We start from the raw sequence: 26747 nt of genomic DNA, 5'->3' as shown, positions 1-26747 counted from the left end.
GAGGCCGGCCATGAACATTTCAGCAAGGCTGCTCGCACCACTGCTCCTGGCGTTGTCGGTGGCAGGTACGGCCCGCGCCGACGAGGCGTCGTCCATCGCCCGCGGCGAATACCTCGCCCGCCTGGGGGACTGCGCCGCCTGCCACACCACCGACCCCGCGCGCCCATTCGCCGGGGGCCTGAAGATGGGGACGCCGATCGGCGCCATCTACTCCACCAACATCACGCCCGATGCGCACACCGGGATCGGTACCTACACCCTGGGGAATTTCTCCCGGGCCGTGCGCGGGGGCGTGGCAGCGGACGGTCACCGCCTGTACCCGGCCATGCCCTATCCCTCCTTCGCCAGGATCAGCGACCAGGACATCGCTGACCTGTACCTGTACTTCCGCCAGGGTGTGCACCCGGTGGAACAGGCCAACCGGGCAGCGGAGATTCCCTGGCCGTTGAACATGCGCTGGCCGTTGCAGGCGTGGGACAGCCTGTTCGCCGACAGCGGGCCCTACCAGGACGACCCGCGGCGTTCGCCCGAGTGGAACCGGGGGGCCTACCTGGTGCAGGGGTTGGGGCACTGCGGCAGTTGCCACAGCCCGCGCGGGCTGGCCTTCCAGGAGCAGGCCGTGGATCAGCGCGACCCCCGCTACCTCAGCGGCGGCACCCTGGAGGGCTGGCATGCGCCGGACCTGACCGGCGCCACGCCGGCCAGCCTGCAGAATTGGAGCGAGTCCGAGCTGATGACCTTTCTCCGGACCGGGCATACGGAGCGTACAGCGGCCTTCGGTGCCATGGCCGCGGCGGTGCAGGACAGTACCCAGTACTTCGACGAGAAAGATCTGCGGGCCGTGGCTGTCTATCTGAAATCGCTGGGCGAAGGCCACTCCGCGGCGATGTTGCTGCACGACGATGGCTCCACCTACCAGGCGCTGGCTTCGGGGCAGCCAGCCAGCGAGGGCGCGGCCCTGTACCTCGACAACTGCGCGGCTTGCCATCGCTCGGATGGTGCCGGGTATCGCAATACCTTCCCGCAATTGAAGGGCAACTCGGCGGTGCTCGGTGACGATCCTTCCTCGCTGATCAGCATCATCCTCGAGGGTTCGCGCATGGCGGTCACCGAGGCGGCGCCGAGCGGGCTGCGCATGCCGGACTTCGGCTGGCGGCTGGACGACCGGCAGGTGGCCGCGCTGGCGACCTTCCTGCGCCAGGCCTGGGGGCACGAGGCGCCGACGGTGAGCGCGCGGCAGGTAGCGGCCCTGCGCCGACGCTGAGGTGGAGCGCGCCGCCCGGCGGGGCGGCGCTAAGGGCGTCAGAGCAGTTCGATGGCCACCGCGGTGGCTTCGCCGCCGCCGATGCACAGCGAGGCCACGCCGCGCTTGCCGCCCTTCTTCTGCAGAGCGTTGATCAGGGTGACGATGATCCGCGAACCGGTGGAGCCCACCGGGTGGCCCTGGGCGCAGGCGCCGCCGTAGACGTTGACCTTGGCGTGGTCCAGGCCGTGCTCGCGCATGGCCAGCATGGTGACCATGGCGAAGGCTTCGTTGATCTCGAACAGGTCGACGTCGTCCTTGTTCCAGCCGGTCTTCCTGAACAGGTTGGTCATGGCGCCGATGGGGGCCAGGGTGAATTCGCTCGGGTCCTGGCTCTGGGTGGCGTGGCCGACGATCTTCGCCAGCGGCTTCAGGCCGCGGCGCGCGGCTTCCTCGGCGGTCATCAGGACCAGCGCGCTGGCGCCGTCGGAGATGGAGCTGGCGTTGGCCGCGGTGATGGTGCCGTCCTTCTTGAAGGCGGGCTTCAGGCTGGGAATCTTGTCCAGGTTGGCGGTCAGCGGCTGCTCGTCGTCCTTCACCACGACCTCGCCCTTGCGGGTGGTGACGGTGACCGGGACGATCTCGCTGGCCAGCGAGCCATCCTGGATCGCGGCCTGGGCGCGCTTGAGCGATTCGATGGCGTAGGCGTCCATGTCTTCGCGGGTGATGCCGTTCCTGTCGGCGGTGTCCTGGGCGAAGGAGCCCATCAGGCGGCCAGTGCGGGCGTCTTCCAGGCCGTCGAGGAACATGTGATCTCGGCGTGGCCCATGCGCAGGCCGGTGCGCGCTTTCTCCAGCACGTAGGGGGCGTTGGACATGCTCTCCATGCCGCCGGCGACCATCACCTGGTTGGTCCCGGCCTTGAGCAGGTCGTGGGCCAGCATCACCGCCTTCATGCCCGAACCGCACAGCTTGTTGATGGTGGTGCAGCCGGTGGCGGCGGGCAGGCCGGCGTTGAGCGCCGCCTGTCGGGCCGGGCCCTGCTTCAGACCGGCGGGCAGCACGCAGCCCATGATCACTTCCTCGACATCGCCGGCCTCGATACCGGCGCGGGCGACTGCTTCGCGGATGGCGACGGCGCCCAGGTCGACGGCGGAAACTCCGGCCAGGCTGCCCTGGAAGCCGCCCATGGGGGTGCGGGCGCCGCTGACGATGACGATTTCGGACATGGAAAACTACCTCTTGGCTTTTGTTCTCGGAGTGTTCTGGGGGCTCGGCCGTGAACGACCGGGTGGCGGCGATTCTAGCGCGTGACCCGATCAGGCCAAAGAGTCACCCGCAAATCACTCTTTGGATGGATGATTGGTCATGGTTGCACCTCTACAGTCACCGGCATCGACTCCCATGAAGGTCCCACAGGTAAGCCGAATATGCTCAAGACCCGTCTCCTCCCCGCTGCGAGCAATGCCTACCAGTACCCGTTGCTGATCAAGAGCCTGCTGCTGTCCGGCGCGCGCTACGAAAAAAGCCGCGAGATCGTCTACCGCGACCTGGTGCGCTACAACTACGCCACTTTCAACGAGCGCGTGGCGCGCCTGGCCAACGTGCTCACCGAGGCCGGCGTGCAGGCCGGCGACACCGTGGCGGTGATGGACTGGGACAGCCATCGCTACCTGGAGGCGATGTTCGCCATCCCGATGATCGGCGCGGTGCTGCACACCATCAACATCCGTCTTTCGCCGGACCAGATCCTCTACACCATGAACCACGCCGAGGACCGCTTCGTGCTGGTCAACGCCGAGTTCGTGCCGCTCTACCAGGGCATCGCCGGGCAACTGACCACGGTGCAGAAGACCCTGCTGCTGAGCGATGGCGCCGACAAGAGCTGCGCCCTGGACGACTGCATCGGCGAGTACGAGACGCTGATGGCCGCGGCCAGCCCGCGCTACGCCTTCCCCGACTTCGACGAGAATTCGGTGGCCACCACCTTCTACACCACCGGCACCACCGGTAACCCCAAGGGGGTGTATTTCACCCACCGCCAGCTGGTGCTGCACACCCTGGCCATGGCCTCGACCATCGCCAGCCTGGACAGCATCCGCCTGATGGGCAACAGCGACGTGTACATGCCGATCACGCCGATGTTCCATGTGCATGCCTGGGGCGTGCCCTACGTGGCGACCATGCTCGGTATCAAGCAGGTGTACCCGGGGCGTTACGACCCGGAACTGCTGGTCGATCTGTGGAAACGCGAGAACGTCACCTTCTCCCACTGCGTGCCGACCATCCTGCAGATGGTGATGAACGCCAAGGCCGCCCAGGGCGTGGACTTCAAGGACTGGAAGATCATCATCGGCGGCAGCGCGCTGAACCGCTCGCTGTACGAGGCGGCCCAGGCCCGCGGCATCCAGCTGACCGCGGCCTACGGCATGTCCGAGACCTGCCCGCTGATCTCCTGCGCCTACCTCAACGATGAACTCCTGGCCGGCAGCGAGGACGAACGCACCACCTACCGGATCAAGGCCGGCGTGCCGGTGCCGCTGGTGGACGCGGCGATCATGGACGAGCACGGCCAGCTGCTGCCGGCCGACGGCGAGTCCCAGGGCGAGCTGGTGCTGCGTTCGCCCTGGCTGACCCAGGGCTACTTCCGCGAGCCGCAGAAGGGCGAGGAACTCTGGGCCGGCGGCTGGATGCACACCGGCGACGTGGCCACCCTCGACGGCATGGGCTTCATCGACATCCGCGACCGCATCAAGGACGTGATCAAGACCGGCGGCGAATGGCTGTCCTCGCTGGAGCTGGAAGACCTCATCAGCCGCCACCCGGCGGTGCGCGAAGTGGCGGTGGTGGGGGTGCCGGACCCGCAATGGGGCGAGCGCCCGTTCGCCCTGCTGGTGCTCTTCGAGGGCCTGCAGCTGGACGCCAAGGGGCTGAAGGAACACCTCAAGCCTTTCGTCGAGCAGGGCCACATCAACAAGTGGGCGATTCCTTCGCAGATCGCCGTTGTTACTGAAGTTCCCAAGACCAGCGTGGGCAAGCTGGACAAGAAGCGCATCCGTGTGGATATCGCTCGTTGGCAGGAGTCCGGCAGCGAATTCCTCTCCGCCCTGTAAGCCTTTCCCTACAGGCTGCGTCCCCCGAGCAAGCGCTTGGCACGGGGCGCAGCCTCTGCTAATCCTTTCTGCGAGCCGTCTAGCTTGCGGCTCGTTGCCGCAGCGACGCGCTAAATCACACTTTCGAGGGATCAAGCCCGCCGGGGGGCTGGCTATAGTCGCTGCCACTCATAACAAAAAACACACATGGAGTAGCGTCGATGACACAAATGAAGAAGATCTGGCGCCTGGCTCGTTTGCCACTGGCCGTCAGCCTGGCTTCCACGCTTGCCACCCCCGCTTCGGCGGTCACCTTCAACATCGGCGAGATCGAGGGCTCCTTCGACTCCAGCCTGTCGGTCGGCGCCAGCTGGTCGACGCAGAATCCGGACAAGAACCTGATCGGTTCCAACAACGGCGGTCACGGCCTGTCGCAGACCTCCGACGACGGCCACCTGAACTACAAGGCCGGCAAGACCTTCTCGAAGATCTTCAAGGGCATCCACGACCTGGAGCTGAAGTACGGCGACACCGGCGTGTTCCTGCGCGGCAAGTACTGGTACGACTTCGAGCAGAAGGACGAGAGCACCGAGTTCAAGCCGCTCAGCGACAGTGGCCGCAAGACTGCCGCCAAGGCTTCCGGCGCCGAGCTGCTGGACGCCTTCATCTACCACAAGTACAGCATCGCCGACCTGCCGGGCAACGTGCGCCTGGGCAAGCAGGTGGTGAACTGGGGCGAGAGCACCTTCATCCAGGGCGGCATCAACTCGATCAACCCGTTCGACGTCACCGCGCTGCGCCGCCCGGGCTCCGAGATCAAGGAAGCCCTGGTGCCGGTGAACATGTTCTACCTGTCGCAGAACCTCACCGACAACCTCTCCGCCGAAGGCTTCTACCAACTGGAGTGGGACCAGACGGTGGTGGACAACTGCGGCACCTTCTTCTCCCAGCCGGACGTGATCGCCGACGGCTGCACCGACAACCTGCGCGTGCTGACCAATGCCCAGGCGCTGGGGGCGGGGAACGTGGCGCTGGCCAAGCAGTTCGGCGTGGACGTCAACAACGAGGGCGCCCTGGTGCGCCGCGGGCCGGACCGCGACGCCCGCGACAGCGGCCAGTACGGCCTGTCGCTGAAGTACTACGCCGACACCCTGAACACCGAGTTCGGTGGCTACTACATGAACTACCACAGCCGCCTGCCGATCTTCAGCGGCCGCGGCGCTTCCCAGTCCATCTACAACCTGGCCAACTCCCTCAGCGGCACCCCGCTGCAAGCCTTCGCCCCGCTGCTGGTGGCGGGCAACTCCTCGTACTTCGTCGAGTACCCGGAGGACATCCACCTGTATGGCCTGAGCTTCTCCACCACCCTGCCCACCGGCACGGCCTGGCAGGGCGAGATCAGCTACCGGCCCAACGCCCCGGTGCAGCTGAACACCACCGACATCCTGTTCTCCGGCGTGGTGCCGCTGGGCGGCGTGTACGGCAACGCTTCGGTGCTCCAGGGTGCTCCGGACACCGACCAGCACGGCTATCGCCGCAAGGAAATCACCCAGCTGCAGACCACCTTCACCCACTTCTTCGACCAGGTCATGGGCGCCGAGCGTCTGACCCTGGTGGGCGAGGTGGGCTGGACCCACGTCGGCGGCCTGGAAAGCACCTCCAAGGCGCGCTACGGCCGTGACCCGGTGTTCGGCCCCGGCCCGCTCCCGGCGACCGGCAACCTGAACACCTGCCAGGTGCTGAACAACTCGACCCTGGGCAGCGCGCCGAAGAACAACCTGTCGCGCAACTGCGAGAACGACGGCTTCACCACCGCCGACTCCTGGGGCTACCGCATGCGCGCCATCTGGGACTACAACGACGTGTTCGCCGGGGTGAACCTCAAGCCCAACGTGGCCTGGTCCCACGACGTAGACGGCTATTCGCCCGGCCCGGGCGGCAACTTCGAGGAAGGCCGCAAGGCGATCAGCCTGGGCGTCGACGCCGACTACATGAACACCTACACCGCGAGCCTTTCCTACACCAACTACTTCGACGGCAAGTACTCCACCCTGGTCGACCGCGACTTCGTCGCGCTCAGCTTCGGCGTGAACTTCTAAGCGGCACCCGCGCCCCGCCCGGGCCCGGGCGGGGCGCCAGCAGACAGAGATCGCGAGCGCGGCGGCGCGGCCGCTGCGCGAGCAGTAACGACTCATCGAGGACGACGCGATAATGAGAACAACAAAGAGACTGCTGCAAACCGGCGCACTGGCCCTGGGCCTGAGCCTGCTGGCCACCCAGGTGATGGCTGCGGTGTCCGCCGCCGACGCCGCCAAGCTGGGCACCACCCTGACCCCGGTCGGCGCCGAGAAGGCCGGCAACGCCGACGGCAGCATTCCCGCCTGGACCGGCGGCCTGCCGAAGAACGCCGGCGCCGTGGACAGCAAGGGCTTCCTCGCCGACCCCTTCGCCAGCGAGAAGCCGCTGTTCACCATCACCGCGCAGAACGTCGAGCAGTACAAGGACAAGCTGACCCCCGGCCAGCTGGCCATGTTCAAGCGCTACCCCGACACCTACAAGATGCCGGTGTACCCGTCGCACCGCACCGCCACCCTGCCTGACTCGGTGCTGGAAGCGACCAGGAAGAACGCCACCGCCACCAACCTGGTGCAGGGCGGCAACGGCCTGCAGAACTTCCAGACCGCCAACCCCTTCCCGATCCCGCAGAACGGCCTGGAAGTCATCTGGAACCACATCACCCGCTACCGCGGCGGCCACGTGCGCCGTCTGGTGACCCAGGCCACCCCGCAGGTCAACGGCAGCTACTCGCTGGTGTACTTCCAGGACGAGTTCGTGTTCCGCACCGACCTGAAGGACTACGACCCGAGCAAGCCGAGCAACGTGCTGTTCTACTTCAAGCAGCAGGTCACCGCCCCGGCGCGCCTGGCCGGTAACGTGCTGCTGGTGCACGAGACCCTCGATCAGGTCAAGGAACCGCGCCTGGCATGGCTCTACAACGCCGGCCAGCGCCGTGTGCGCCGCGCCCCGCAGGTGTCCTACGACGGCCCCGGCACCGCCGCCGACGGCCTGCGCACCTCGGACAACCTGGACATGTACAACGGCGCGCCGGACCGCTACGACTGGAAGTTGGTGGGCAAGCAGGAGCTGTACATCCCGTACAACAACTACAAGCTCGACGATCCCAAGCTGAAGTATGCGGACATCATCAAGCCCGGCCACCTCAACCAGGACCTGACCCGCTACGAGCTGCACCGCGTCTGGCATGTGGTCGCAACCCTGAAGGCCGGCGAGCGCCACATCTACGCCAAGCGTGACTTCTACATCGACGAGGACACCTGGCAAGCCGCCGAGATCGACCATTACGACGGCCGCGGCACCCTGTGGCGCGTAGCCGAGGCCTTCTCGCAGTACTACTACAACAACCAGGTACCGTGGTACACCGCGGAAACCCTGTACGACCTGCTCTCCAGCCGCTACCTGGTGCTGGGCCTGAAGAACGAGGAGAAATCCGCCTACGACTTCAACTACAGCGCCTCTGAAAGCGACTTCACCCCCGCAGCGCTGCGTCAGGAAGGCGTGCGCTAAGTCGAGTCGCCTTGCTGAAAGCCGGCCTTCGGGCCGGCTTTTTCATGGGCCCGGGGTGGCTACGGTGGCGTGGCAGAATGCCGCTATACTCACGGCAAAACGCCGCCATGGGTGAGCCCTTGCCTCACGCGTACCGCAACCTGCTCGACGACGAAGAGATCGAGGCGCTGCTGGAAATCACCGTCCGTCCCGAGCGCCCCCCGACGGTGCTGCTGGTGGACGACGACCCGCAGGTGCTCGCCGAGATGCGCGAGCTGATCGAAAGCGCCGACCTGCAATGCCTGACCGCGAGCAACAGCGCCCAGGCCTTGCGCCGTATCGGCCGCGACGAATCGGCCATCGACCTGCTGGTCACCGACCTGTGCATGGAAGGCGAGGGCGCCGGCCTGGAGCTGATCCGCCAGCTCCACGCCCGGGGCACCTTCCTGCCGATCATCGTGCTCTCCGGCACCACCCGCGCCCGCGACGTGGTCGAGGCGATGCGCCTGAACGTGCTGGACTTCCTGCTCAAGCCGGTTGAGCCGGAGGAGTTTCTGCGGACGCTCAAGCGTTGCCTGTGAGGCCCCTGGTCATCTCCGCTACGGGGGAGGAACACCGCGCTTTCCCGGCTACCTGTAGGAGCGGGCCCTGCCCGCGATTCGCGCGCAGGGCGCGCTCCTACATGGGAATGGCGCGGGTGGGGCCGCGTAGGAGCGGATCTCATCCGCGAACCGCGCCGATACGTCCGGCCATCGCGGACAAGGTCCGCTCCTACGAGGGAGGAATACCGTGCTTCCCGGTAACCTGTAGGAGCGCGCCCTGCCCGCGATTCGCGCGCAGGGCGCGCTCCTACATGGGAATGGCGCGGCTGGGGCGGCGTAGGAGCGGATCTCATCCGCGAACCGCGCCGATACGTCCGGCCATCGCGGACAAGGTCCGCTCCTACGGGGGGAGGAATACCGCGCTTTCCCGGCTACCTGTAGGAGCGGGCCCTGCCCGCGATTCGCGCGCAGGGCGCGCTCCTACATGGGAATGGCGCGGGTGGGGTAGCGTAGGAGCGGATCTCATCCGCGAATCGCGCCGATACGTCCGGCCATCGCGGACAAGGTCCGCTCCTACGGGGGGAGGATCGTGCTTCCCGGCTACCCTACATTGCAGGTGAGCACGGCTTTTCGTAGGAGCGAGCTTGCTCGCGAACATGTCCCCGCGGCGGAATCCCTTCGTACTGGTTACAACGCCTGCGCCTTGAAGGTATCGCACTTGCCCGGCGAGCCCGTGTCGAAGCCGAGCTTGAACCAGCGCATGCGCTGCGCCGAGGTGCCGTGGGTGAAGGAGTCCGGCACCACGGTGCCGCGCGACTGCTTCTGCAGGCGGTCGTCGCCGATGGCGTTGGCGGCGTTCAGCGCGCTTTCGATGTCGCCCGGCTCCAGCCACTGCAGGCGCTGCTGGGCTTTGTTGGCCCAGACGCCGGCGAAGCAGTCGGCCTGCAGCTCCAGGCGCACCGACAGGCCGCTGGCGCCCTCCATGGGCGCGCCGCGGCGGCGCGCGGCCTCGACCTTGGCCGAGATGCCCAGCAGGTTCTGCACGTGGTGGCCGACCTCGTGGGCGATCACGTAGGCGCGGGCGAAGTCGCCGGCGGCAGAGAAGCGCTGCTCCATCTCGCGGAAGAAGCCCAGGTCCAGGTACACCCGGTGGTCGCCGGGGCAGTAGAACGGGCCCACCGCCGAGGAGGCGAAGCCGCAGGCGGAGTTCACCCCGCCGTTGAACAGGATCAGCTTGGGCTGCTCGTACTGGGCGTTGCTGTGGGCGAAGATCTGCCCCCAGGTGTCCTCGGTGTCGCCGAGCACGGCGCGCACGAAGTCCACCTGCGGGTCGGCGCCGGTCGCCGGGCGGCCCTGCACCTGCGGGCGCGCCGGGGCCTGGCCGGCGTCCATCTGGCCGAGCAGGCTGCCGAGGATCTGCATCGGGTCCTGGCCCATCAACAGGCCGACCACCACCACGATGGCCACCCCGCCCAGGCTCAGGCCGCGGCCGCCGATGCGCATGCCGCCACCGCCCATGCCACCGCCGCTGTCGTCGCGGGCATCCACCACGTTGTCGCTGCGTCGTCCTTTGCGCCAGAGCATGGCGTCTTCTCCTGAAAGTTCGTGGATTGAGTGTCGTCGGCGCCCGGCCGACCCGCCAGGCCGGCCGTCAGGCCAGCGCGCAGAGCAACTGGGCGTGGGCCAGCAGTTGCACCTTGCCGCCCACCTGCACCTGGTCGTCGTCGCCGACGCGCACTTCCAGCAGGCTGGGGCGACCGGCGAAGCGGCCCTGGTTCAGCTCGAAGGTCTCGCCGCGACGGGCCTTGCCCAGCTCCACCAGGTAGGCGGCGACCGGGCCGGCGGCGCTGCCGGTGGCGACATCCTCGACCAGCCCGGCGTTGTCCCAGGTGCGGCCCTCGCGGTTATCCACATCCAGCAGGAAGACGAAGGCCGCGCCCAGGGCGGCCAGGCGCTCGCCCAGCTCGGCGCGCTGACGGATGCGCCCGAGAGCCTCGCTGCGCACCGGCAGCAGCACGTAGGGCAGGCCGGTGCTGATCACCTGCGCCGGGTAGTCGGCGAGGTCGCCCGCGTTCAGCGAGAAGGCTTCGGCGAACCAGCGACGTTCCTCCGCGTCGAGCACGGCGCCGAACTGCGCCTGGCCCTGGTTCATCTGCGCGATGAAACCGTTGCCGTGGCGGCGGGTGGTGAGGTTCACGTCCCTGGTCGCCAGCTGCAGCGTCCAGTGCTCCTGTTCGCCGCGCTGGTGGATGTGGTGCAGCAGCGCGGCGGCGCCCAGCAGCGGGTGGCCGGCGAAGGGCAGTTCTTCCTCGGGAGTGAAGATGCGCGCGGCGTAGGTGTCCAGCTCGGCGCTGGGGAACAGGAAGATGCTCTCGAACTGGCGCAGCTCCTGGGTCAGCGCCTGCAGCGTGGCGTCGGCCAGGCCGCGCGCGTCGGCGAACACCGCCAGGCCGTTGCCGGCCAGCGGGCGGTCGGCGAACACGTCGAGTTGCCAGTAATGCAGAAAGGACATGGTGCTCCCGTGGAAAGTAGGGCTCGACAGCGAGCCTAGCGGCGGATATGTTCGCCGACAAGAAAAGCCCAGCTTTTCAGGCCACCGCAGTGGCCGGCGTCGCTCGGACGGTTCCGGGCGCTTACGTTCACCGAGGAAATCATGACTGAACCCCGTTCAGCACGCCGTTTCGCGCGTATCGACCGTCTCCCGCCCTACGTCTTCAACATCACCGCCGAACTGAAGATGGCCGCCCGCCGCCGCGGCGAGGACATCATCGATCTGTCCATGGGCAACCCCGACGGCGCCACCCCGCCGCACATCGTCGAGAAGCTGGTGCAGGTCGCCCAGCGCGAAGACACCCACGGCTACTCCACCTCCCGCGGCATTCCGCGCCTGCGCCGGGCGATCTCGCACTGGTACAGGGAGCGCTACGCGGTGGACATCGACCCGGAAACCGAGGCCATCGTCACCATCGGCTCCAAGGAAGGCCTGGCGCACCTGATGTTGGCCACCCTGGACCACGGCGACAACATCCTGGTGCCGAACCCCAGCTACCCGATCCACATCTATGGCGCGGTGATCGCCGGCGCCCAGGTGCGCTCGGTGCCGCTGGTGCCGGGCATCGACTTCTTCAACGAGCTGGAGCGGGCGATCCGCGAGTCGATCCCCAAGCCGAAGATGATGATTCTCGGCTTCCCCTCCAACCCGACCGCGCAGTGCGTGGAGCTGGACTTCTTCGAGCGCGTGGTGGCCCTGGCCAAGCAGTACGACGTGCTGGTGGTGCACGACCTGGCCTACGCCGACATCGTCTTCGACGGCTGGAAGGCGCCGTCGATCATGCAGGTGCCGGGGGCCAAGGACATCGCGGTGGAGTTCTTCACCCTGTCCAAGAGCTACAACATGGCCGGCTGGCGCATCGGCTTCATGGTCGGCAACCCGGAACTGGTCTCGGCCCTGGCGCGGATCAAGAGCTACCACGACTACGGCACCTTCACCCCGCTGCAAGTGGCCGCCATCGCCGCCCTGGAAGGCGACCAGCAGTGCGTGCGCGACATCGCCAGCCAGTACCAGGCGCGCCGCGACGTGCTGGTCAAGGGCCTGCACGAGGCCGGCTGGATGGTCGAGAACCCCAAGGCGTCGATGTACGTCTGGGCGAAGATCCCCGAGCCGTACGCGCACCTGGGCTCGCTGGAGTTCGCCAAGAAGCTGTTGAAGGACGCCAAGGTGTCGGTGTCGCCGGGTATCGGCTTTGGTGACTATGGCGATGACCATGTGCGCTTTGCGTTGATCGAGAACCGTGATCGCTTGCGCCAGGCGGTGCGGGGGATCAAGGCGATGTTCCGGGCAGATGGGGTGTTGCCGAAGGCCAAGGTGGCTGAATAAGGTGGGAATGAAGAAGGGGCGGCCGGTTGGTCGCCCCTTTTTGTTTGTGGGGGAGGGGCGGAAGGGCTTGGTGGGGGGCCTAAGAGCGCCCTCTCCCTAACCCTCTCCCTGAAGGGAGAGGGGACCGTTCGGAGTGCTTGGATGTTCTGGAGTCAGCCGGCTAGCACAGAGATTGCCGGCTGAAACCATTCCTTCTCTCGGCACGGACTAGCCCCCTCTCCCTTCAGGGAGAGGGCTGGGGAGAGGGAGCGGAGTTGATCCCAAAGCAGCAGGGATACTCCAAGCTCCCCTCAACGCCCCGGATAATCCGCCAACACCACCGCCTTCCCATCCTTGCCCAACCCCAGCACCTGGTAGGCGTCGTAACGCCCACCCATCTCCATCCCCGGCGAGCCCATGGGCATGCCCGGCACCGCCGCGCCCACCAGGTCGGCGCGCTCGTGCAGCTCGAGCACTTCGCTGGCCGGCACGTGGCCTTCGACGAACTTGCCGTCGATCACCCCGGTGTGGCACGAGCCCATGGAGTAGGGCACGCCCAGGCGCGTCTTCACTGCGCTCATGTCCGCCTCGACGTGGTCGTTGACCGTGAAGCCGTTGGCCTGCAGGTGCTTGATCCAGTCCTTGCAGCAGCCGCAGTTGGCATCGCGGTGCACGTCGATGGTCAGTGGCTGGGCGGCCTGGGCGGTGCCGGCGAGGAGGGCGGCGAGAAGGAGGATGCGGCGCATGGGAAGCTCCTGTCAGAACGAAATCCGTGGAGCATACTCTCAGGGACGGCGGCGCCCGGCCCTGCTCTGTATCAGCTTATGACGCCGCCGGCGAACTCGGCGTGCCGAGCAAGGTCTGTGTCTTTTATCCATCTTCATTTTGCCGAGGGCTGACGGGCCCCAGGAGGAACAGGATGCTCTTCGCCCGCTTCGTCTTGCTGCTACAGGCCCTGGTGTGGGCCGGCCTGGGCCTGCTGTACTGGGTGCGCCCCTACGAGATGGCCAACCTCAGCGGCATGCTGCTGATGGAACCGGAGTCGGTCAGCGACGCCCAGGTGTTCTACGGCGGCCACCAGTTCGCCCTGGCGCTGTTCCTGCTGTTCGCCCTGCGCCGCCGCGAGCTGCTGCGCGCCGGGCTGATCCTGGTGGTGCTGGTGCAGCTCACCCTGACCCTGTCGCGGCTGCTCATCGCCTGGTCCTCGGGCCTGGGCATCGACACCGACGCCACCCTCTACGGCCTGGTCTACCGCGGCAGCGTGTCGCTGCTGGCGATCTTCGCCCTGTACTGGCTGGAGCGCGGCCGGCGCGAGCCGGAGCCGGCCGAACCGCTGCCGGAGGCGCCGGTGGAGAAGGTGCGCGACGCCGACTTCGAAGGGCTCTGAAACAAGGTCCGAATGACTCTGCGGCGAGTCAGGATGACTCCGCCGGATGATGTCATTTAGACTCCTTCATCGCGCCAACCCTTGATCCATGGGCCCTCGGGGGCTGGCACGCTTGCTGTAATGGCTTGGCTACCTTCAAACGCCAATGGAGCGATCATGAAAGTAGCGAGCCTGTGTGCAATGGGTGTGGTGCTGTTGTCCTGCGCGGTGGCGCAGGCGGACCAGGTGGTGGCTGAACGGCCGGACAACACGGTCGGCGGCGGTTTCGGCGCGGGCAGCGGGGTGCTGATCGGCGGCGCCCTGGGCGGGCCCTTCGGCGCGCTGGCGGGGGCCGGCATCGGCTGGTTGGCCGGCAGCAGCGTGCAGCAGGCCAGCGGCGCCAGCCAGAAGGCCTACGTGGTACAGGCGGAGGACGGCGGCCAGCGCACCGTGCGTTCGCCCAACGCCGAGTTCCAGGTGGGCCAGCGCGTGGAGGCCGACGGTATCCGCCTGCGCGCCGCGAACTGACGCGCATCCGCCCGGCGCCGCTGGGGCGGCGCCGGCTTCCGTGCTATCGTTGCGCCCCGTTCGACCGTCACCCGCAGGCCCGCAACATGAAATTCATCCACAAGCGCGAACACCTCAACGAGGGCGACCTCGTGGTCATCGAATGCTCGCGCACCTGCAACATCCGCCTGATGACCGACGCCAACTTCCGCAGCTTCAAGAACGGCGCGCGCCACGCCTACCACGGCGGTGCCTTCGAGCGCTTCCCGGCGCGCATCCGCGTGCCCAGCACCGGGTTCTGGAACGTCACCCTGGACACCGTCACCCGCCGCGCCATCAGCGTCACCCGCAAGCCGGACTTCAGCTACAGCATCAAGTTCGTGCGCAAGACTCCCTCCAGCTACAGCTGAGCCGCCTCAGGGGCGGTGCGCCGGGAAATCCTCCAGCAGCTTCGCCAATGCCTTGTCGAAAGCCTCCTGGCTCAGGTTCGGGTCCTGTAGCTGGCTGCTCAGCTGCGCTTCGTAGAGCACTTCGCGGCTGCGTTCGTCGACGATGCGCATGACCAGCCGCGCCAAGTCGGAATCGGCGAACTGCGTCTGGTTCACCACGCCTTCCTGGGTCGCTACCGGGCGCTGGATCACCCCGGTCTGGCGCTCCAGGCCCAATGCATAGAGCACACGCAATTCGCCATTCTGCGCCTGGAAGCGGTAGCCCTTGGCTTCCAGGGCGCGGCGCAGGGCGGCGTCGAAGCGCTCCTCCAGGTCCAGGCGATGGCCGGGGGCGCGTACCGCCTGGATGGAGAAGCTGCCCTGGTGGCCATCGGCGGCCGGGGAGACCGTGACTTTGGCCGGGTCGCTGCCGGCGCAGGCGGCCAGCAACAGGGCGAGCAGGGGAAGCAGGAAGCGGTGCATGGCGAGGCTCTCTTGTGGTTATCCACAGCAGCCTAGCCGGCGGCGCGGTGCGCGCCGCCCAACCCAGGTTGGGTTAGCCTCAGAGTCTGTTCACGATCTCGCGAGCTAGAGCAGAACAAGGCAAAAACAGGCGAGGGAGCGGAGTTTAGGCCGCTAAATGAGCATCACTCGCCTGTTTTTAACGCAGTTATGCCGACGCGCAGCAGATCGTGGACTGACTCTCAGCGGCGTTCCAGTAGCACGCCCGCTTCCATGTGATGGGTATAGGGGAACTGGTCGAACAGCGCGCAGCGCGTCACCTGGTGGGTGTCGTGCAGTTGGGCGATGTTCTGCGCCAGCGTCTCCGGGTTGCAGGAGATATAGAGGATGCGCTCGAAGCGGCGGGTCAGCTCGCAGGTGTCCGGGTCCATGCCGGCGCGCGGCGGGTCGACGAACACGCTGCCGAAGTCGTAGCCCTTCAGGTCGACGTCGGCCAGGCGGCGGAAGGGGCGCACCTCGTTCAGCGCCTGGGTCAGCTCCTCGGCGGACAGGCGCACCAGGGTGACGTTATCCACAGTGTTGTCGGCCAGGTTGGCCAGGGCGGCGTTCACCGAAGTCTTGCTGATCTCGGTGGCCAGCACCTTGCGCACCCGGGTGGCCAGCGGCAGGGTGAAGTTGCCGTTGCCGCAGTACAGCTCCAGCAGGTCGTCGTCGCGCTGGCCGAGGGACTCGTAGGCCCAGTTCAGCATCTTCTGGCAGACCGCGCCGTTGGGCTGGGTGAAAGCGCCTTCCGGCTGGCGGTAGCGGAAGGTCCGCCCGGCCACCTGCAGTGTTTCCTCGACATAGTCGCGGCCGACCACCAGGCGCTTGCCGCGCGAGCGCCCGACGATGCTCACGCCCAGTTCGGCGACCAGCTTCTGCGCGGCGGCCTGCCAGGCGTCGTCGATCGGGCGGTGGTAGCAGAGGGTGATGAGCGCGTCGCCCGCCAGGGTGGTGAGGAATTCCACCTGGAACAGCTTGTGGCCCAGGGCGCGCTCGGCCCAGGCGGCTTTCAGGCGCGGCATCAGCGCGTTGATGCGCTGGCTGGCGATGGGGAACTGCTCGATGTAGATGGGCGTGTGCTTGTCGCCCTGCTCGAACATCGCGTAGTGCCGGCTTTCGGTCCCGGCGTCGCGCCACAGGCGGAACTCGGCGCGCAGGCGGTAGTGCTCGCGGGGCGAGTCGAACACCTGCGGCTCGGGCGCGGCGAAGGGCGCCAGCAGCTCGCGCAGGCGCGCGGCCTTGTCGGCCAGTTGGGTGTCGTAGGTGGCGGGGGCGAAACGGGGACTGCTCATGGGGAACTCTTGCTGCGCGCGGTGGCGGGCGATGGATTTCGTTGCGCCCGACCCATCCTGCAGGTGATTCGCGGGATGGGTGGAGCGAAGCGATACCCATGCTGCACGGGTATCGCTATCGGTCAGGCGTTGTACCAGCCCAGCTTGATGACGAACAGCACCGAGAGGATCACCAGCGCCCAGTTCAGTTCGCGGAAGCGGCCGGACAGCAGCTTGCAGGCGGTCCAGGTGATGAAGCCGAAGGCGATGCCATTGGCGATGGAGAAGGTCAGCGGCATGGCCAGGGCGGTGACCACCACGGGCGCGGCCACGGTCAGGTCGTCCCAATCGATCTCGGCCAGGCCCGAGGCCATCAGCACGGCGACGAAGAACAGCGCCGGCGCGGTGGCGAAGGCCGGCACGTTGCCCGCCAGCGGGGCGAAGAACAGCGCCAGGAGGAACAGGATGGCGACCACGATGGCGGTCAGGCCGGTGCGCCCGCCGGCGGAAACGCCCGCGGCCGACTCGATGTAGCTGGTGGTGGTGGAGGTGCCCAGCAGCGAGCCGAACATGGCCGCGGTGCTGTCGGCGATCAGCGCGCGGCCCATCTTCGGCATGTGCCCGTCCTTGCCCATCAGCCCGGCGCGCTTGGCCACGCCGATCAGGGTGCCGGAGTTGTCGAACAGGTCGACGAAGAGGAAGGCGAAGATCACGCTGGTCAGGCCGATGTCCAGGGCGCCCTTGATGTCCAGTTGGAGGAAGGTCGGCGCCAGCGACGGCGGCATCGACACCACGCCGCCGAACTGGGTCACGCCCAGGGCGATGGCGACGAAGGTCACCACCAGGATGCCGATCATCACCGCGCCGGTCACGCGGCGGGCTTCCAGGGCGACGATGAGGATGAAGCCGAGGATGGCCAGCAGCGGCTCGGGCCTGGCCAGGTCGCCCATGCCCACCAGGGTGGCCTGGTTGGCGACGACGATGCCCGATTCCTTGAGCGCGATCAGCGCCAGGAACAGGCCGATGCCGGCGGCGATGGCCGAGCGCAGGGCCAGCGGGATGCTGTTGATGATCCATTCGCGGATGCGGAAGATCGAAATGATGAAGAACATGCACGCCGAGAGGAACACCGCGCCGAGCGCCACCTGCCAGGTGTGGCCCATGTGCAGCACCACGGTGTAGGTGAAGAAGGCGTTCAGGCCCATGCCCGGGGCGAGGGCGATGGGGTAGTTGGCGATCAGGCCCATGATCGACGAGCCGATGGCCGCGGCCAGACAGGTGGCGACGAACACCGCGCCCTTGTCCATGCCGGTCTCGCCGAGGATGCTCGGGTTGACGAAGAGGATGTAGGCCATGGTCAGGAAGGTGGTGATCCCCGCCAGGATCTCGGTGCGTACGTTGGTATTGTGCGCCTTGAGTTGGAACAGCTTTTCCAGCATGTCGTGCTCCCGTGTTTGGGCGTCTTGTCGGCTCGACCGGTCGGTCAGGATTGGCCGTCTTGCGCGGCCTGGGCAAAAAAGGCGGGCATGATAGCAGCTCGCCGGAAACGCGGGTATCGAGCCCGTCGACCGGCCCCACGACGAGCCTAGTTGGCCGGGGCCGTCACTGCCAGCGCAGGGCCCGCGCCAGCCCCTTCGTTGACTTCGGCCACGCCTGCCGGGCCGCCATCGGCGTTATCATGCGCCGGCCGGTACGCAATGACCGGCGCGTGTCGTTGTCCAACCGGCATTCGGCCCGATTCCATTGTTGCCTGACCCCATCGTCGACCCATGAAACGCCTGATCCCGCTCTGCCTCCTCGCCCTGCTGGGCGCCTGCGCCGGCGCGCCGCCAGTCCTGCCGCAGCACAGCTTCGACATCCACGCCACCGCCGACAAGCCCACCGCCAGCACGCGCACCCTGGCCGACCCGCAGGGCCAGGCGGTGCTGGTCGTGGCCCGCGCCGAACTCACCCAACGCGACGTGCAGCGCGCCGAGGTGGTGCTGGGCAACGGCGGCCGCCCCGGCGTGCTGGTGACCTTCGCCCCCGACGCCAGCAAGCGCCTGGCCCGGCTGACCGAAAAGCAGCAGGGCAAGGCCCTGGCGGTGGTCATCGACGGCCGCCTGCGCATGCTGCCGCAGGTATCCGAGCCGGTGCGCGACGGCCGGGTGATGCTGGAGGGCTTCGACAGCCAGGCCGAGGCGGAGGTGCTGGCGCGGCAGCTCAATGGGCTGCGGGATGTGCCGGTGCAGCCCTGATCCGTCGCTTCCAACGACGGATAATCGCGGACGGAGTCCGCTCCTACGGGGGCGCCTGACAATCGTAGGATGGGTTGAGCGAAGCGATACCCATCGCCATGGCCGCATGGGTTTCGCAAGCTCAACCCATCCTACGAAGAGCGCCTTGGTGCGGCCCGCAAGACAGTTGCTCCTACGATCGTGCTTCCCCGGAGGCGTAGGAGCGGACTCCGTCCGCGATTGGGCTCGCAGGCTGCGCGGGGCTATCCGAAGGTGAAACGAAAAAGCCCGGCAAATGCCGGGCTTTTCGTCGTTCTCGGCTAAGGCTTACTTGCCATACACCGGGAACTGGGCGCACAGGGCCTTGACCTGCTCGCGCACGCGGCCTTCCACGGCCTCGTCGCCCAGGTTGGCGAGGATCTCGCAGATCCAGCCGGCCAGTTGGCGGCATTCGCCTTCCTTGAAGCCGCGGGTGGTCACGGCCGGGGTGCCGATGCGCAGGCCCGAGGTGACGAAGGGCGAGCGTGGGTCGTTCGGCACGCTGTTCTTGTTCACGGTGATGAAGGCGCGGCCCAGGGCGGCGTCGGCGTCCTTGCCGGTGATGTCCTGCTTGATCAGGCTGAGCAGGAACAGGTGGTTCTGGGTGCCGCCGGAAACCACGTCGTAGCCGTTCTCGATGAACACCTGGGCCATGGTCTGGGCGTTCTTCACCACTTGTTCCTGGTAGGCCTTGAACTCGGGCTGCAGGGCCTCCTTGAAGCACACGGCCTTGGCGGCGATGACGTGTTCCAGCGGGCCGCCCTGGCCGCCCGGGAAGACCGCGGAGTTCAGCTTTTTCTCCAGCTCTTCGTTCTTGCGCGCCAGGATCAGGCCGCCGCGCGGGCCGCGCAGGGTCTTGTGGGTGGTGGTGGTGACGACGTCGGCGAAGGGCACCGGGTTCGGGTAGATGCCGGCGGCGACCAGGCCGGCCACGTGGGCCATGTCGACGAACAGGTAGGCGCCTACCTTGTCGGCGATGGCGCGGAAGCGCGGGAAGTCGAGGATCTGCGAGTAGGCGGAGAAGCCGGCGATGATCATCTTCGGCTTGTGCTCCACGGCCAGGCGCTCGACCTCGTCGTAGTCGATCAGGCCGTTGCCGTCGATGCCGTATTGCACGGCGTTGTAGATCTTGCCGGAGAAGCTGACGCTGGCGCCGTGGGTCAGGTGGCCGCCGTGGGCCAGGCTCATGCCCAGCACGGTGTCGCCGGCATTCAGCAGGGCCATGTAGACCGCGGCGTTGGCCTGGGAGCCGGAGTGCGGCTGGACGTTGGCGTAGTCGGCGCCGAACAGTTGCTTGGCACGGTCGATGGCCAGTTGCTCGACCACGTCGACGTACTCGCAACCGCCGTAGTAGCGCTTGCCCGGGTAGCCTTCGGCGTATTTGTTGGTCAGCACGCTACCCTGGGCTTCCATCACCGCCGGGCTGGTGTAGTTCTCGGAGGCGATGAGCTCGATGTGCTCTTCCTGGCGCTGGGCTTCCTGCTCCATCGCGGCGAAGAGTTCGGCATCGTAGCGGGCGAGGGTCAAATCACGGCTGAACATGGCGGTCCTCATAAGGATCGGTGCTGGGAAAGGGGCGCATTCTAACCCAGGGCGCGTGCGCTGGCATATGAAAGGCGGTCATGTGGCGGACAAGCGGGATTCACGCGGGGAGAGCGCTGTAGGAGCGGGCCCTGCCCGCGATTCGCGCGCAGGGCGCGCTCCTACAGGCGCCGCCGGGAGCATGGCATAGGAGCAACTGTCTTGCCGACTACGCCGAAGTGCTCTTCGTAGGAGCGAGCTTGCTCGCGAATGAGCCCCCGCTGCGGAATCTGTTCGCGAGCAAGCTCGCTCCTACGAGAAGCCGTGCCTGATCGTACAGGGGAATCCTGGCGCTAGCCGAGCAGGAACAGCGCATTGCTGGAGAACAGCGCGGCGAACTGCTCGGCGGTCATCGGCCGGCCGAACAGGAAGCCCTGCACCTCGTCGCAGCCGTGTTCGCGCAGGAAGTCCAGCTGCGCCTGGCTCTCCACGCCCTCGGCGATCACCATCAGGTTCAGGCTGTGGGCCATGGCGATGATGGCGCGGGCGATCTGCGCGTCCTGCTCGCCGTGGGGCAGGCCGTCGACGAAGCTGCGGTCGATCTTCAGCACGTCGATGGGGAACTGCTTGAGGTAGTTCAGCGACGAGTAGCCGGTGCCGAAGTCGTCCACCGCGATGGCCAGGCCCAGGCGCTTGAGGCCGGAGAGGATGTGCATGGCCTCGGACACGTCGCTCATCAGGATGCTTTCGGTCAGCTCCAGCTCCAGGCAGGCCGGCGGGATGCCGGTTTCCATGAGGATGCCGGCGATGCGCGTGCCCAGTTGGCCATCGGCGAACTGCCGCGCCGAGAGGTTCACCGAGACCTTGGGCACCCGCACCTTGTCGCGGTGCCAGATGCGGATCTGCCGGCAGGCCTCGGCCAGCAGCCAGTCGCCGACCTGGGCGATCAGCCCCAGTTCCTCCAGCACCGGGATGAACTCGGCCGGCGCGATCAGCCCGCGCGTGGGGTGCTGCCAGCGCAGCAGGGCCTCGGCGCCGGTGAGGCGGCGGCCGTCGCCGGTGAACTGCGGCTGGTAGTGCAGGATGAATTCGTCCTGCTCGATGGCGCGGCGCAGGTCGCTTTCCAGCTCCAGGCGCTCCAGGGCGCGGGCGTTCATCTCGGCCTGGTAGAACTGGAAGTTGTTCTTGCCCACTTCCTTGGCGTGGTACATAGCGGTGTCGGCGTTCTTCATCAACTGGCTCAGCTCGGCGCCGTCCTGCGGCGACAGGGCCACGCCGATGCTGGCGGTGACGAAGAACTCGCGGCCTTCCAGGGTGAAGGGCCGGGCGAGGCTGGCGAGGATGCGCTCGGCCACCTGGATGGCGCGCTTGAGCGCCTTGTCGCGGTCCTCCAGGCCCGGCAGCAGCAGGGTGAACTCGTCGCCGCCCATGCGCGCCACGGTGTCGTTGTCGCTGACGCACTGGTTCAGGCGCTCGGCCACTTCCTTGAGCATGCGGTCGCCCGCGGCGTGGCCCAGGGAGTCGTTGATCGGCTTGAAGCGGTCGAGGTCGAGGAACATCAGCACCACCCACTGGCGGTGCCGCTCGGCCTGCATCAGCGCGGTGTGCAGGCGGTCCTGGAACAGCGTGCGGTTGGGCAGGTGGGTGAGGGCGTCGTAGTAGGCCAGGCGGTGGATGCGCCGCTCGCTGGCCTTGCGCTCGCTGATGTCGCTGAAGAAGCAGACGAAGCTGACCAGGTCGCCTTCCTCGTCCTGCACCGCGGTGATGCCCACCCAGGACGGGTACAGCTCGCCGCTCTTGCGTTTCTGCAGGATCTCGCCCTCCCAGCTGCCGCTGCGCTGCAGGCTGTCGAGCACGTGCTTGAGCTGGTTGGCTTCCTGCTGGTCGGCGGTGAGCAGGCGCGGCTGCTGGTCGAGCACCTCGGCGGCGCTGTAGCCGGTCAGGCGCGAGAAGGAGTCGTTGACCTGGACGATGTAGCCGGCCGGGTCGGTGACCATGATGGCCGCGGTGGAATGCTCGAACACGGTGGCGGCCATGCGCATCTCGCGCTCGGCGCGGCGCTGCTGGCTGATGTCGCGGGCCACGCCGAGCAGGCCGACGAAGCGCCCGTTGTCGTCCCACATCAGGGCGATGCGCAGCTCCACCGGGACCTTGCGGCCGTCGGCGCGCAGGCAGTCGAAGGTGAACAGGTGCACCGCGCTGGACTCGCGCAGGGCGGCCAGCCGGCGCGGCGCGCCTATGGCGTCGCGCACGCGCTCCAGCAGGTCATGCAGGCGCCCCAGCTGCGCCGGGTTGGCGGCGATCTGCTGCAGGTCGTTGTGCAGCAGCCAGGCCGGGCTGTAGCCGAAGGTCTGCTCGATCGACGGGCTGATGTAGTCGATGTTCAGTTGGGCGTCGGTGGTGAGGATCACGTCGCTGATGCTTTCCGCCAGCATCTGGTAGCGGCGGCTGCTCTCGCGCAGCGAGTTGTTCGCCTCCACCGTGTCGGTGATGTCCTTGGCCACGCCGATCAGGCGCGCCACGCGGCCGTCGGCGTCGCGGCTGAAGGCCTGCTCGCGGATGTCGAACCAGTGCCAGCTGCCGTCGCGGTGGCGCCAGCGCAGCAGGCTGTCGAGCAGCAGGTTGTCGCCGATCACCTGTTGCAGGTTGCGCACGCGCCAGTAGTACTCGACGTCGTCCGGGTGCAGCAGGCATTCCCAGAAGCGCTCGCCCATCTGCTCCAGCTCGTCCTTGCCGTAGCCCAGCTGGCTGCCCAGGTGGTGGTTGCTGAAGATCACCCGGCGCGCGGTGATGTCGTGGATGTAGAGGGTGTCGGGCACCGCGCGCACGGCGTCGGACCAGAACTTCTCGCGTTCGATCAGCGACAGCTCGACCTGCTTGCGGCTGCTGATGTCGGACAGGCTCAGGGTGACCGCGCGGTAGTCCGGCAGGTGCTCGGGGATGCGCAGCTGCAGCCAGAAGTGGCGCAGCTCGCCCTGGCCGGTGCGGATGGCGACTTCCTGCTCGATGGGGCCGGTGCCGCAGAGGATCGCCTCGATGATGTGCGCGCGCGCGCTGCCGGGGCGCCGCGGGCTGTCGCTGATCAGGCGCCGCCAGGCCTGCTCGCCGCTCTCCACGCCGAACAGCCGGCGCGCCACCTCGTTGACCTCGCTGATGCGGATCAGCCGCAGCAGCTGCGGCCAGTGTTCCTCGCGGCGATCCAGCCAGGCCTCCAGGCGGCCCGGCTCGCGCAGGCCGTTGTCGGTGAAGAAGCGCTGCAGGTCCGAGAGGTCGAGCACGCAGAGCGCCACGCCGACGCCGTCGAAGATGTCCTGGTAGCGCCGCCGCGTTTCTTCCAGCACCTGCAGCGAGCGCTGTTCCTCGGTGACGTCGCGCAGCACCCAGACGTGCCCGCCCGGCGCCTGCTGGCCGCGCAGCACCCAGCCGGGCGCCTCGCCCGGCGCGGAGTCCTCCAGCGGGTGGCGGCTGACGGCGTAGCGCCGGCGGCGGCCGTTGCGCTCCAGGGTGACGTGCTGGGTACCCGATGGCTGGCCTTCGCCGCTCTGCCGTTCCAGCTCCGGCAGCAGGCGGGCGAGATGGTGCTGCGGGGCGTCTTCGGCGCTCACGCCCAGCAGCCGCTCCGCCGGCGGGTTGAGATAGACCAGGCGGCCGTCGGCGCTGGTCACTAGCACCCGCTCGTCCACCGCCGCCAGGGCCTGGGCGGCCTGGCGCAGGCGCGACTGCGAATCGGCGGTCTGCGCGCGCAGGCTCTGTTGTTCGCGTTGCAGGCGCAGCAGGGCGGCGCAGCTGATGCCGGCCAGCAACAGCAGCAGGCCCAGCTCGCCGAGCAGGCGCGGCGGCAGCCTGGGCTGCAGGACGGGCGCATCGACCAGCGGGCGGACCTGCCAGTCGCTGTTGGCGACCTTCAGCGCCGGCGCTTCGACGCTTTCCGGCGCGGCGTCGGTCGGCTCGTCGGGCGCGGCCAGGATCGGGTGGCCGACCTCATCTTCCAGCACCCAGGCGTGGCCGCCGTCCAGGATGCGTCCGGTCCATTGCCGGCGCGCCTCGGCGGCGTCCAGGCGGAGCACGGCGAAGGGGCCGCCGGCGTCCTGGAGGCGCAGCAGCAGGTAGAAGTGACCGCCATCGGCGTCGCTGTAGGCGTAGTGGAAGGGGCTGGCGCCGGCGCGTTGGCGCAGGCCGGCGATGAAGGCGTCGTCGCCGCTGTCCGGCGCGGTGTCCAGTTGCTTGGCGCCGCTGGCCGCGTACCAGGCCAGGCTGCGCAGGGCGGGGTAGACCTGGCGCAGGTCGTCGAGCAGCAGCGCCGGCTCCTCGCCGCGGCCCAGGCGTTGCAGCGCCAGGCTGCGCGCGGCCAGGGCCTTGAGTTCCAGGGCCAGGGACAGCTGGTGCGCCAGTTCCTGGCTCTGGTGCACCACGCGCTCGCGCTCCAGCCGCGCCTGGCCGAAGTATTCCTGGCCCAGCTGCCAGAGCAGCAGGCCGAGCATCAGCGGCACCAGCAGCAGGGCGCTCCTGATGGCCAGCCGTTCAGGCCGGGCCAGGCTGGCCGGAGGGCGGGGAGGTCTGGACAAGGAGCGGCTACCTGGAACGGGGCGACGGGGTTCGGCGCGCAGTAGCATGCCCGGAAGCAGGGCCAAGTGCCAGTATCGCCGACGAGCGTCGTTTGCCCTTCACGGTCCATTCCGGTAGCTTTGCCGCACGCGCGCGTTGAACGCTGCGCCCTGTTTCCGCGAGTCCGGCCCTGCCGTCGCCCGCCTCGCCCGTCGCCCGCGGCCAATGGTCGCGCCCCGAATGCCGGGGCGCACCGGCCCGCCGGCCGCGACAGCCATGACGGCCATTCACTCTTTCATCCCAGAAGCTAGGTATCCATGGCTCAATACGTCTACACCATGCACCGGGTCGGCAAGGTCGTGCCGCCCAAGCGTGAAATCCTCAAGGACATCTCCCTGTCGTTCTTCCCCGGCGCCAAGATCGGCGTGCTGGGCCTGAACGGCGCGGGTAAATCCACCCTGCTGCGCATCATGGCCGGCGTCGACACCGAGATCGAGGGCGAAGCCCGCCCGATGCCGGGCATCAAGGTCGGCTACCTGCCGCAGGAGCCGCAGCTCGACCCGCAGAAGACCGTGCGCGACGTGGTCGAGGAAGCGGTGGACGAGGTCAAGCAGGCCCAGGCCCGCCTGGACGAGGTCTACGCCGCCTACGCCGAGCCGGACGCCGACTTCGACGCCCTGGCCGCCGAGCAGGCCAAGCTGGAAGCCATCATCCATTCCTCCGACGGCCACAACCTGGAGCGCCAGCTGGAAGTCGCCGCCGACGCCCTGCGCCTGCCGCCGTGGGACGCCAGGATCGAACACCTCTCCGGCGGCGAGAAGCGCCGCGTGGCGCTGTGCCGCCTGCTGCTGTCGGCCCCCGACATGCTGCTGCTGGACGAACCGACCAACCACCTGGACGCCGACTCCGTCGCCTGGCTGGAACACTTCCTCCACGACTTCCCCGGCACCGTGGTGGCGATCACCCACGACCGCTACTTCCTCGACAACGTCGCCGGCTGGATCCTCGAACTGGACCGCGGCCACGGCATCCCCTTCGAAGGCAACTACTCCGGCTGGCTGGAATCCAAGGCCAGCCGCCTGGCCCAGGAAGCCAAGCAGGAGGCCTCCCACGCCAAGGCCATGAAGGCCGAACTGGAGTGGGTGCGCCAGGGCGCCAAGGGGCGCCAGGCCAAGTCCAAGGCCCGTCTGCAGCGCTTCGAGGAAATGCAGTCGCAGGAATTCCAGAAGCGCAGCGAGACCAACGAAATCTACATCCCGGCCGGCCCGCGCCTGGGCGACAAGGTCATCGAGCTGCACAACGTGTGCAAGGGCTACGGCGACCGCGTGCTGATCGACGACCTGTCGCTGAGCATCCCCAAGGGCGCCATCGTCGGCGTGATCGGCGGCAACGGCGCGGGCAAGTCCACCCTGTTCCGCATGCTGACCGGCAAGGAACAACCGGACTCGGGCACCATCGAGATCGGCGATACCGTGCAGATCGCCAGCGTCGACCAGAGCCGCGACAGCCTGGAAGGCACCAAGACCGTTTGGGAGCAGGTTTCCGACGGCTTCGAGCAGATCAGGATCGGCAACTACGAAGTCCCCTCGCGCAGCTATGTCGGCCGCTTCAACTTCAAGGGTGCCGACCAGCAGAAGTTCGTCAAGGACCTCTCCGGTGGTGAGCGTGGCCGCCTGCACCTGGCCCTGACCCTGAAGCAGGGCGGCAACGTGCTGCTGCTCGACGAACCGTCCAACGACCTCGACGTGGAAACCCTGCGCGCCCTGGAAGAGGCGCTGCTGGACTTCCCCGGCGCCGCCATCGTGATTTCCCACGATCGCTGGTTCCTGGATCGTATCGCCACCCACATCCTGTCCTATGAGGACGACGGCAAGGTGACCTTCTTCGAAGGCAACTACACCGAGTTCGAAGCCGACCGCAAGAAGCGCCTGGGCGAGGCTGCCGCGCAGCCGCACCGCGTGCGCTACAAGAAGCTGGCGTAAGCCGCTTCTCACGACAGACGGGGCCTTCGGGCCCCGTTTTCGTAGGTGTACGAGGCTGTTTGAAATGTTTTG

General features: G+C 67.6%; 19 protein-coding genes and 1 pseudogene. 11 read left to right on the top strand and 9 right to left on the bottom strand.

Annotated features, from left to right (window positions below; genetic code table 11):
• Positions 1-10: 10 nt before the first annotated feature.
• Positions 11-1264, top strand: a complete 1254-nt coding sequence (locus M8R19_RS11390; protein ID WP_074977403.1) for a cytochrome c — start codon at positions 11-13, stop codon at positions 1262-1264.
• A 38-nt stretch (positions 1265-1302) separates the two neighbouring features.
• On the opposite strand, the pseudogene M8R19_RS11385 reads toward M8R19_RS11390, so the two are convergent.
• Positions 1303-2471, bottom strand: a pseudogene (locus M8R19_RS11385) (thiolase family protein).
• A gap of 201 nt (positions 2472-2672) precedes the next feature.
• Between M8R19_RS11385 and M8R19_RS11380 the strand changes: the two are divergent.
• The 4 genes from M8R19_RS11380 (at position 2673) to M8R19_RS11365 (ending at position 8479) form a co-directional block, all read left to right on the top strand.
• On the top strand, positions 2673-4355 hold the full coding sequence (locus M8R19_RS11380) for a fatty acid--CoA ligase (RefSeq protein ID WP_249917839.1): 1683 nt from the start codon (positions 2673-2675) through the stop codon (positions 4353-4355).
• Between the two features lie 200 nt (positions 4356-4555).
• Positions 4556-6433: a DUF1302 domain-containing protein gene (locus tag M8R19_RS11375; protein WP_074977407.1), complete on the top strand. Its 1878-nt coding sequence runs from the start codon at positions 4556-4558 to the stop codon at positions 6431-6433.
• A 112-nt stretch (positions 6434-6545) separates the two neighbouring features.
• The gene (locus M8R19_RS11370; RefSeq protein ID WP_009617481.1) at positions 6546-7919 is read left to right on the top strand and encodes a DUF1329 domain-containing protein; all 1374 of its coding nucleotides are present in this window, start codon (positions 6546-6548) and stop codon (positions 7917-7919) included.
• Positions 7920-8038: 119 nt separating this feature from the next.
• The gene (locus M8R19_RS11365; RefSeq protein WP_169720925.1) at positions 8039-8479 is read left to right on the top strand and encodes a response regulator; all 441 of its coding nucleotides are present in this window, start codon (positions 8039-8041) and stop codon (positions 8477-8479) included.
• A 648-nt stretch (positions 8480-9127) separates the two neighbouring features.
• On the opposite strand, the gene ypfJ is transcribed toward M8R19_RS11365, so the two are convergent.
• Complete coding sequence (gene ypfJ, locus M8R19_RS11360) at positions 9128-10024, bottom strand: KPN_02809 family neutral zinc metallopeptidase (protein ID WP_249917838.1); 897 nt, start codon at positions 10022-10024, stop codon at positions 9128-9130.
• Positions 10025-10091: 67 nt separating this feature from the next.
• Positions 10092-10952: a PhzF family phenazine biosynthesis protein gene (locus M8R19_RS11355; RefSeq protein WP_074977411.1), complete on the bottom strand. Its 861-nt coding sequence runs from the start codon at positions 10950-10952 to the stop codon at positions 10092-10094.
• 141 nt (positions 10953-11093) lie between these two features.
• On the opposite strand from M8R19_RS11355, the gene alaC reads away from it, so the two are divergent.
• Positions 11094-12317: an alanine transaminase gene (gene alaC, locus M8R19_RS11350; RefSeq protein ID WP_043313643.1), complete on the top strand. Its 1224-nt coding sequence runs from the start codon at positions 11094-11096 to the stop codon at positions 12315-12317.
• A gap of 290 nt (positions 12318-12607) precedes the next feature.
• Here alaC and M8R19_RS11345 read toward each other — a convergent pair whose 3' ends face one another.
• On the bottom strand, positions 12608-13042 hold the full coding sequence (locus tag M8R19_RS11345; RefSeq protein ID WP_249917837.1) for a DUF411 domain-containing protein: 435 nt from the start codon (positions 13040-13042) through the stop codon (positions 12608-12610).
• Between the two features lie 173 nt (positions 13043-13215).
• Between M8R19_RS11345 and M8R19_RS11340 the strand changes: the two genes are divergently transcribed.
• The 3 genes from M8R19_RS11340 (at position 13216) to M8R19_RS11330 (ending at position 14579) form a co-directional block, all read left to right on the top strand.
• Entirely contained in the window at positions 13216-13683 is a 468-nt protein-coding gene (locus M8R19_RS11340) for a DUF4345 family protein (protein WP_009617493.1), read from the top strand.
• Positions 13684-13839: 156 nt separating this feature from the next.
• A complete protein-coding gene (locus tag M8R19_RS11335) occupies positions 13840-14190 on the top strand; it encodes a hypothetical protein (RefSeq protein WP_069862010.1) in 351 nt (116 codons plus the stop codon).
• An 86-nt stretch (positions 14191-14276) separates the two neighbouring features.
• The gene (locus tag M8R19_RS11330; RefSeq protein ID WP_043273615.1) at positions 14277-14579 is read left to right on the top strand and encodes a DUF1883 domain-containing protein; all 303 of its coding nucleotides are present in this window, start codon (positions 14277-14279) and stop codon (positions 14577-14579) included.
• A gap of 6 nt (positions 14580-14585) precedes the next feature.
• Here M8R19_RS11330 and M8R19_RS11325 read toward each other — a convergent pair whose 3' ends face one another.
• From M8R19_RS11325 to M8R19_RS11315, 3 genes are all read right to left on the bottom strand, one after another.
• Complete coding sequence (locus M8R19_RS11325) at positions 14586-15080, bottom strand: DUF4136 domain-containing protein (RefSeq protein ID WP_069862008.1); 495 nt, start codon at positions 15078-15080, stop codon at positions 14586-14588.
• 221 nt (positions 15081-15301) lie between these two features.
• On the bottom strand, positions 15302-16393 hold the full coding sequence (gene trmA / locus M8R19_RS11320) for a tRNA (uridine(54)-C5)-methyltransferase TrmA (RefSeq protein ID WP_249917836.1): 1092 nt from the start codon (positions 16391-16393) through the stop codon (positions 15302-15304).
• 122 nt (positions 16394-16515) lie between these two features.
• The gene (locus M8R19_RS11315) at positions 16516-17811 is read right to left on the bottom strand and encodes an NCS2 family permease (RefSeq protein ID WP_249917835.1); all 1296 of its coding nucleotides are present in this window, start codon (positions 17809-17811) and stop codon (positions 16516-16518) included.
• 330 nt (positions 17812-18141) lie between these two features.
• Between M8R19_RS11315 and M8R19_RS11310 the strand changes: the two genes are divergently transcribed.
• Positions 18142-18609, top strand: coding sequence for a SecDF P1 head subdomain-containing protein (locus M8R19_RS11310; protein ID WP_249917834.1), 468 nt, complete (start codon positions 18142-18144; stop codon positions 18607-18609).
• A 306-nt stretch (positions 18610-18915) separates the two neighbouring features.
• Here the strand turns inward: M8R19_RS11310 and glyA are convergent, their stop codons facing one another.
• Both glyA and M8R19_RS11300 read right to left on the bottom strand, forming a co-directional pair.
• Complete coding sequence (gene glyA, locus M8R19_RS11305) at positions 18916-20169, bottom strand: serine hydroxymethyltransferase (RefSeq protein ID WP_009617520.1); 1254 nt, start codon at positions 20167-20169, stop codon at positions 18916-18918.
• A gap of 332 nt (positions 20170-20501) precedes the next feature.
• Complete coding sequence (locus M8R19_RS11300) at positions 20502-24761, bottom strand: sensor domain-containing protein (protein WP_502943060.1); 4260 nt, start codon at positions 24759-24761, stop codon at positions 20502-20504.
• A 249-nt stretch (positions 24762-25010) separates the two neighbouring features.
• Between M8R19_RS11300 and ettA the strand changes: the two genes are divergently transcribed.
• Positions 25011-26675, top strand: coding sequence for an energy-dependent translational throttle protein EttA (gene ettA / locus M8R19_RS11295; RefSeq protein WP_249917833.1), 1665 nt, complete (start codon positions 25011-25013; stop codon positions 26673-26675).
• Positions 26676-26747: the final 72 nt, after the last annotated feature.

The sequence above is a fragment of the Pseudomonas sp. R3.Fl genome (assembly GCF_023516765.1).
In the GTDB taxonomy this organism is placed as follows: Bacteria; Pseudomonadota; Gammaproteobacteria; order Pseudomonadales; family Pseudomonadaceae; genus Pseudomonas; species Pseudomonas citronellolis.
The sequence above is the reverse complement of the archived record's forward strand: the minus strand, read 5'-3'. Positions and strand labels throughout refer to the sequence as shown.

Coding starts and splice junctions, on each gene's coding strand:
- M8R19_RS11315 (WP_249917835.1), bottom strand. CDS start 17,811: ATGCTGGAAAAGCTGTTCCAACTCAAGGCGCACAATACCAACGTACGC.
- M8R19_RS11310 (WP_249917834.1), top strand. CDS start 18,142: ATGAAACGCCTGATCCCGCTCTGCCTCCTCGCCCTGCTGGGCGCCTGC.
- M8R19_RS11375 (WP_074977407.1), top strand. CDS start 4,556: ATGACACAAATGAAGAAGATCTGGCGCCTGGCTCGTTTGCCACTGGCC.
- M8R19_RS11390 (WP_074977403.1), top strand. CDS start 11: ATGAACATTTCAGCAAGGCTGCTCGCACCACTGCTCCTGGCGTTGTCG.
- M8R19_RS11300 (WP_502943060.1), bottom strand. CDS start 24,761: ATGCTACTGCGCGCCGAACCCCGTCGCCCCGTTCCAGGTAGCCGCTCC.
- glyA (WP_009617520.1), bottom strand. CDS start 20,169: ATGTTCAGCCGTGATTTGACCCTCGCCCGCTACGATGCCGAACTCTTC.
- M8R19_RS11345 (WP_249917837.1), bottom strand. CDS start 13,042: ATGCGCCGCATCCTCCTTCTCGCCGCCCTCCTCGCCGGCACCGCCCAG.
- M8R19_RS11355 (WP_074977411.1), bottom strand. CDS start 10,952: ATGTCCTTTCTGCATTACTGGCAACTCGACGTGTTCGCCGACCGCCCG.
- M8R19_RS11370 (WP_009617481.1), top strand. CDS start 6,546: ATGAGAACAACAAAGAGACTGCTGCAAACCGGCGCACTGGCCCTGGGC.
- ypfJ (WP_249917838.1), bottom strand. CDS start 10,024: ATGCTCTGGCGCAAAGGACGACGCAGCGACAACGTGGTGGATGCCCGC.
- ettA (WP_249917833.1), top strand. CDS start 25,011: ATGGCTCAATACGTCTACACCATGCACCGGGTCGGCAAGGTCGTGCCG.
- M8R19_RS11380 (WP_249917839.1), top strand. CDS start 2,673: ATGCTCAAGACCCGTCTCCTCCCCGCTGCGAGCAATGCCTACCAGTAC.
- M8R19_RS11335 (WP_069862010.1), top strand. CDS start 13,840: ATGAAAGTAGCGAGCCTGTGTGCAATGGGTGTGGTGCTGTTGTCCTGC.
- M8R19_RS11325 (WP_069862008.1), bottom strand. CDS start 15,080: ATGCACCGCTTCCTGCTTCCCCTGCTCGCCCTGTTGCTGGCCGCCTGC.
- trmA (WP_249917836.1), bottom strand. CDS start 16,393: ATGAGCAGTCCCCGTTTCGCCCCCGCCACCTACGACACCCAACTGGCC.
- M8R19_RS11330 (WP_043273615.1), top strand. CDS start 14,277: ATGAAATTCATCCACAAGCGCGAACACCTCAACGAGGGCGACCTCGTG.
- alaC (WP_043313643.1), top strand. CDS start 11,094: ATGACTGAACCCCGTTCAGCACGCCGTTTCGCGCGTATCGACCGTCTC.
- M8R19_RS11340 (WP_009617493.1), top strand. CDS start 13,216: ATGCTCTTCGCCCGCTTCGTCTTGCTGCTACAGGCCCTGGTGTGGGCC.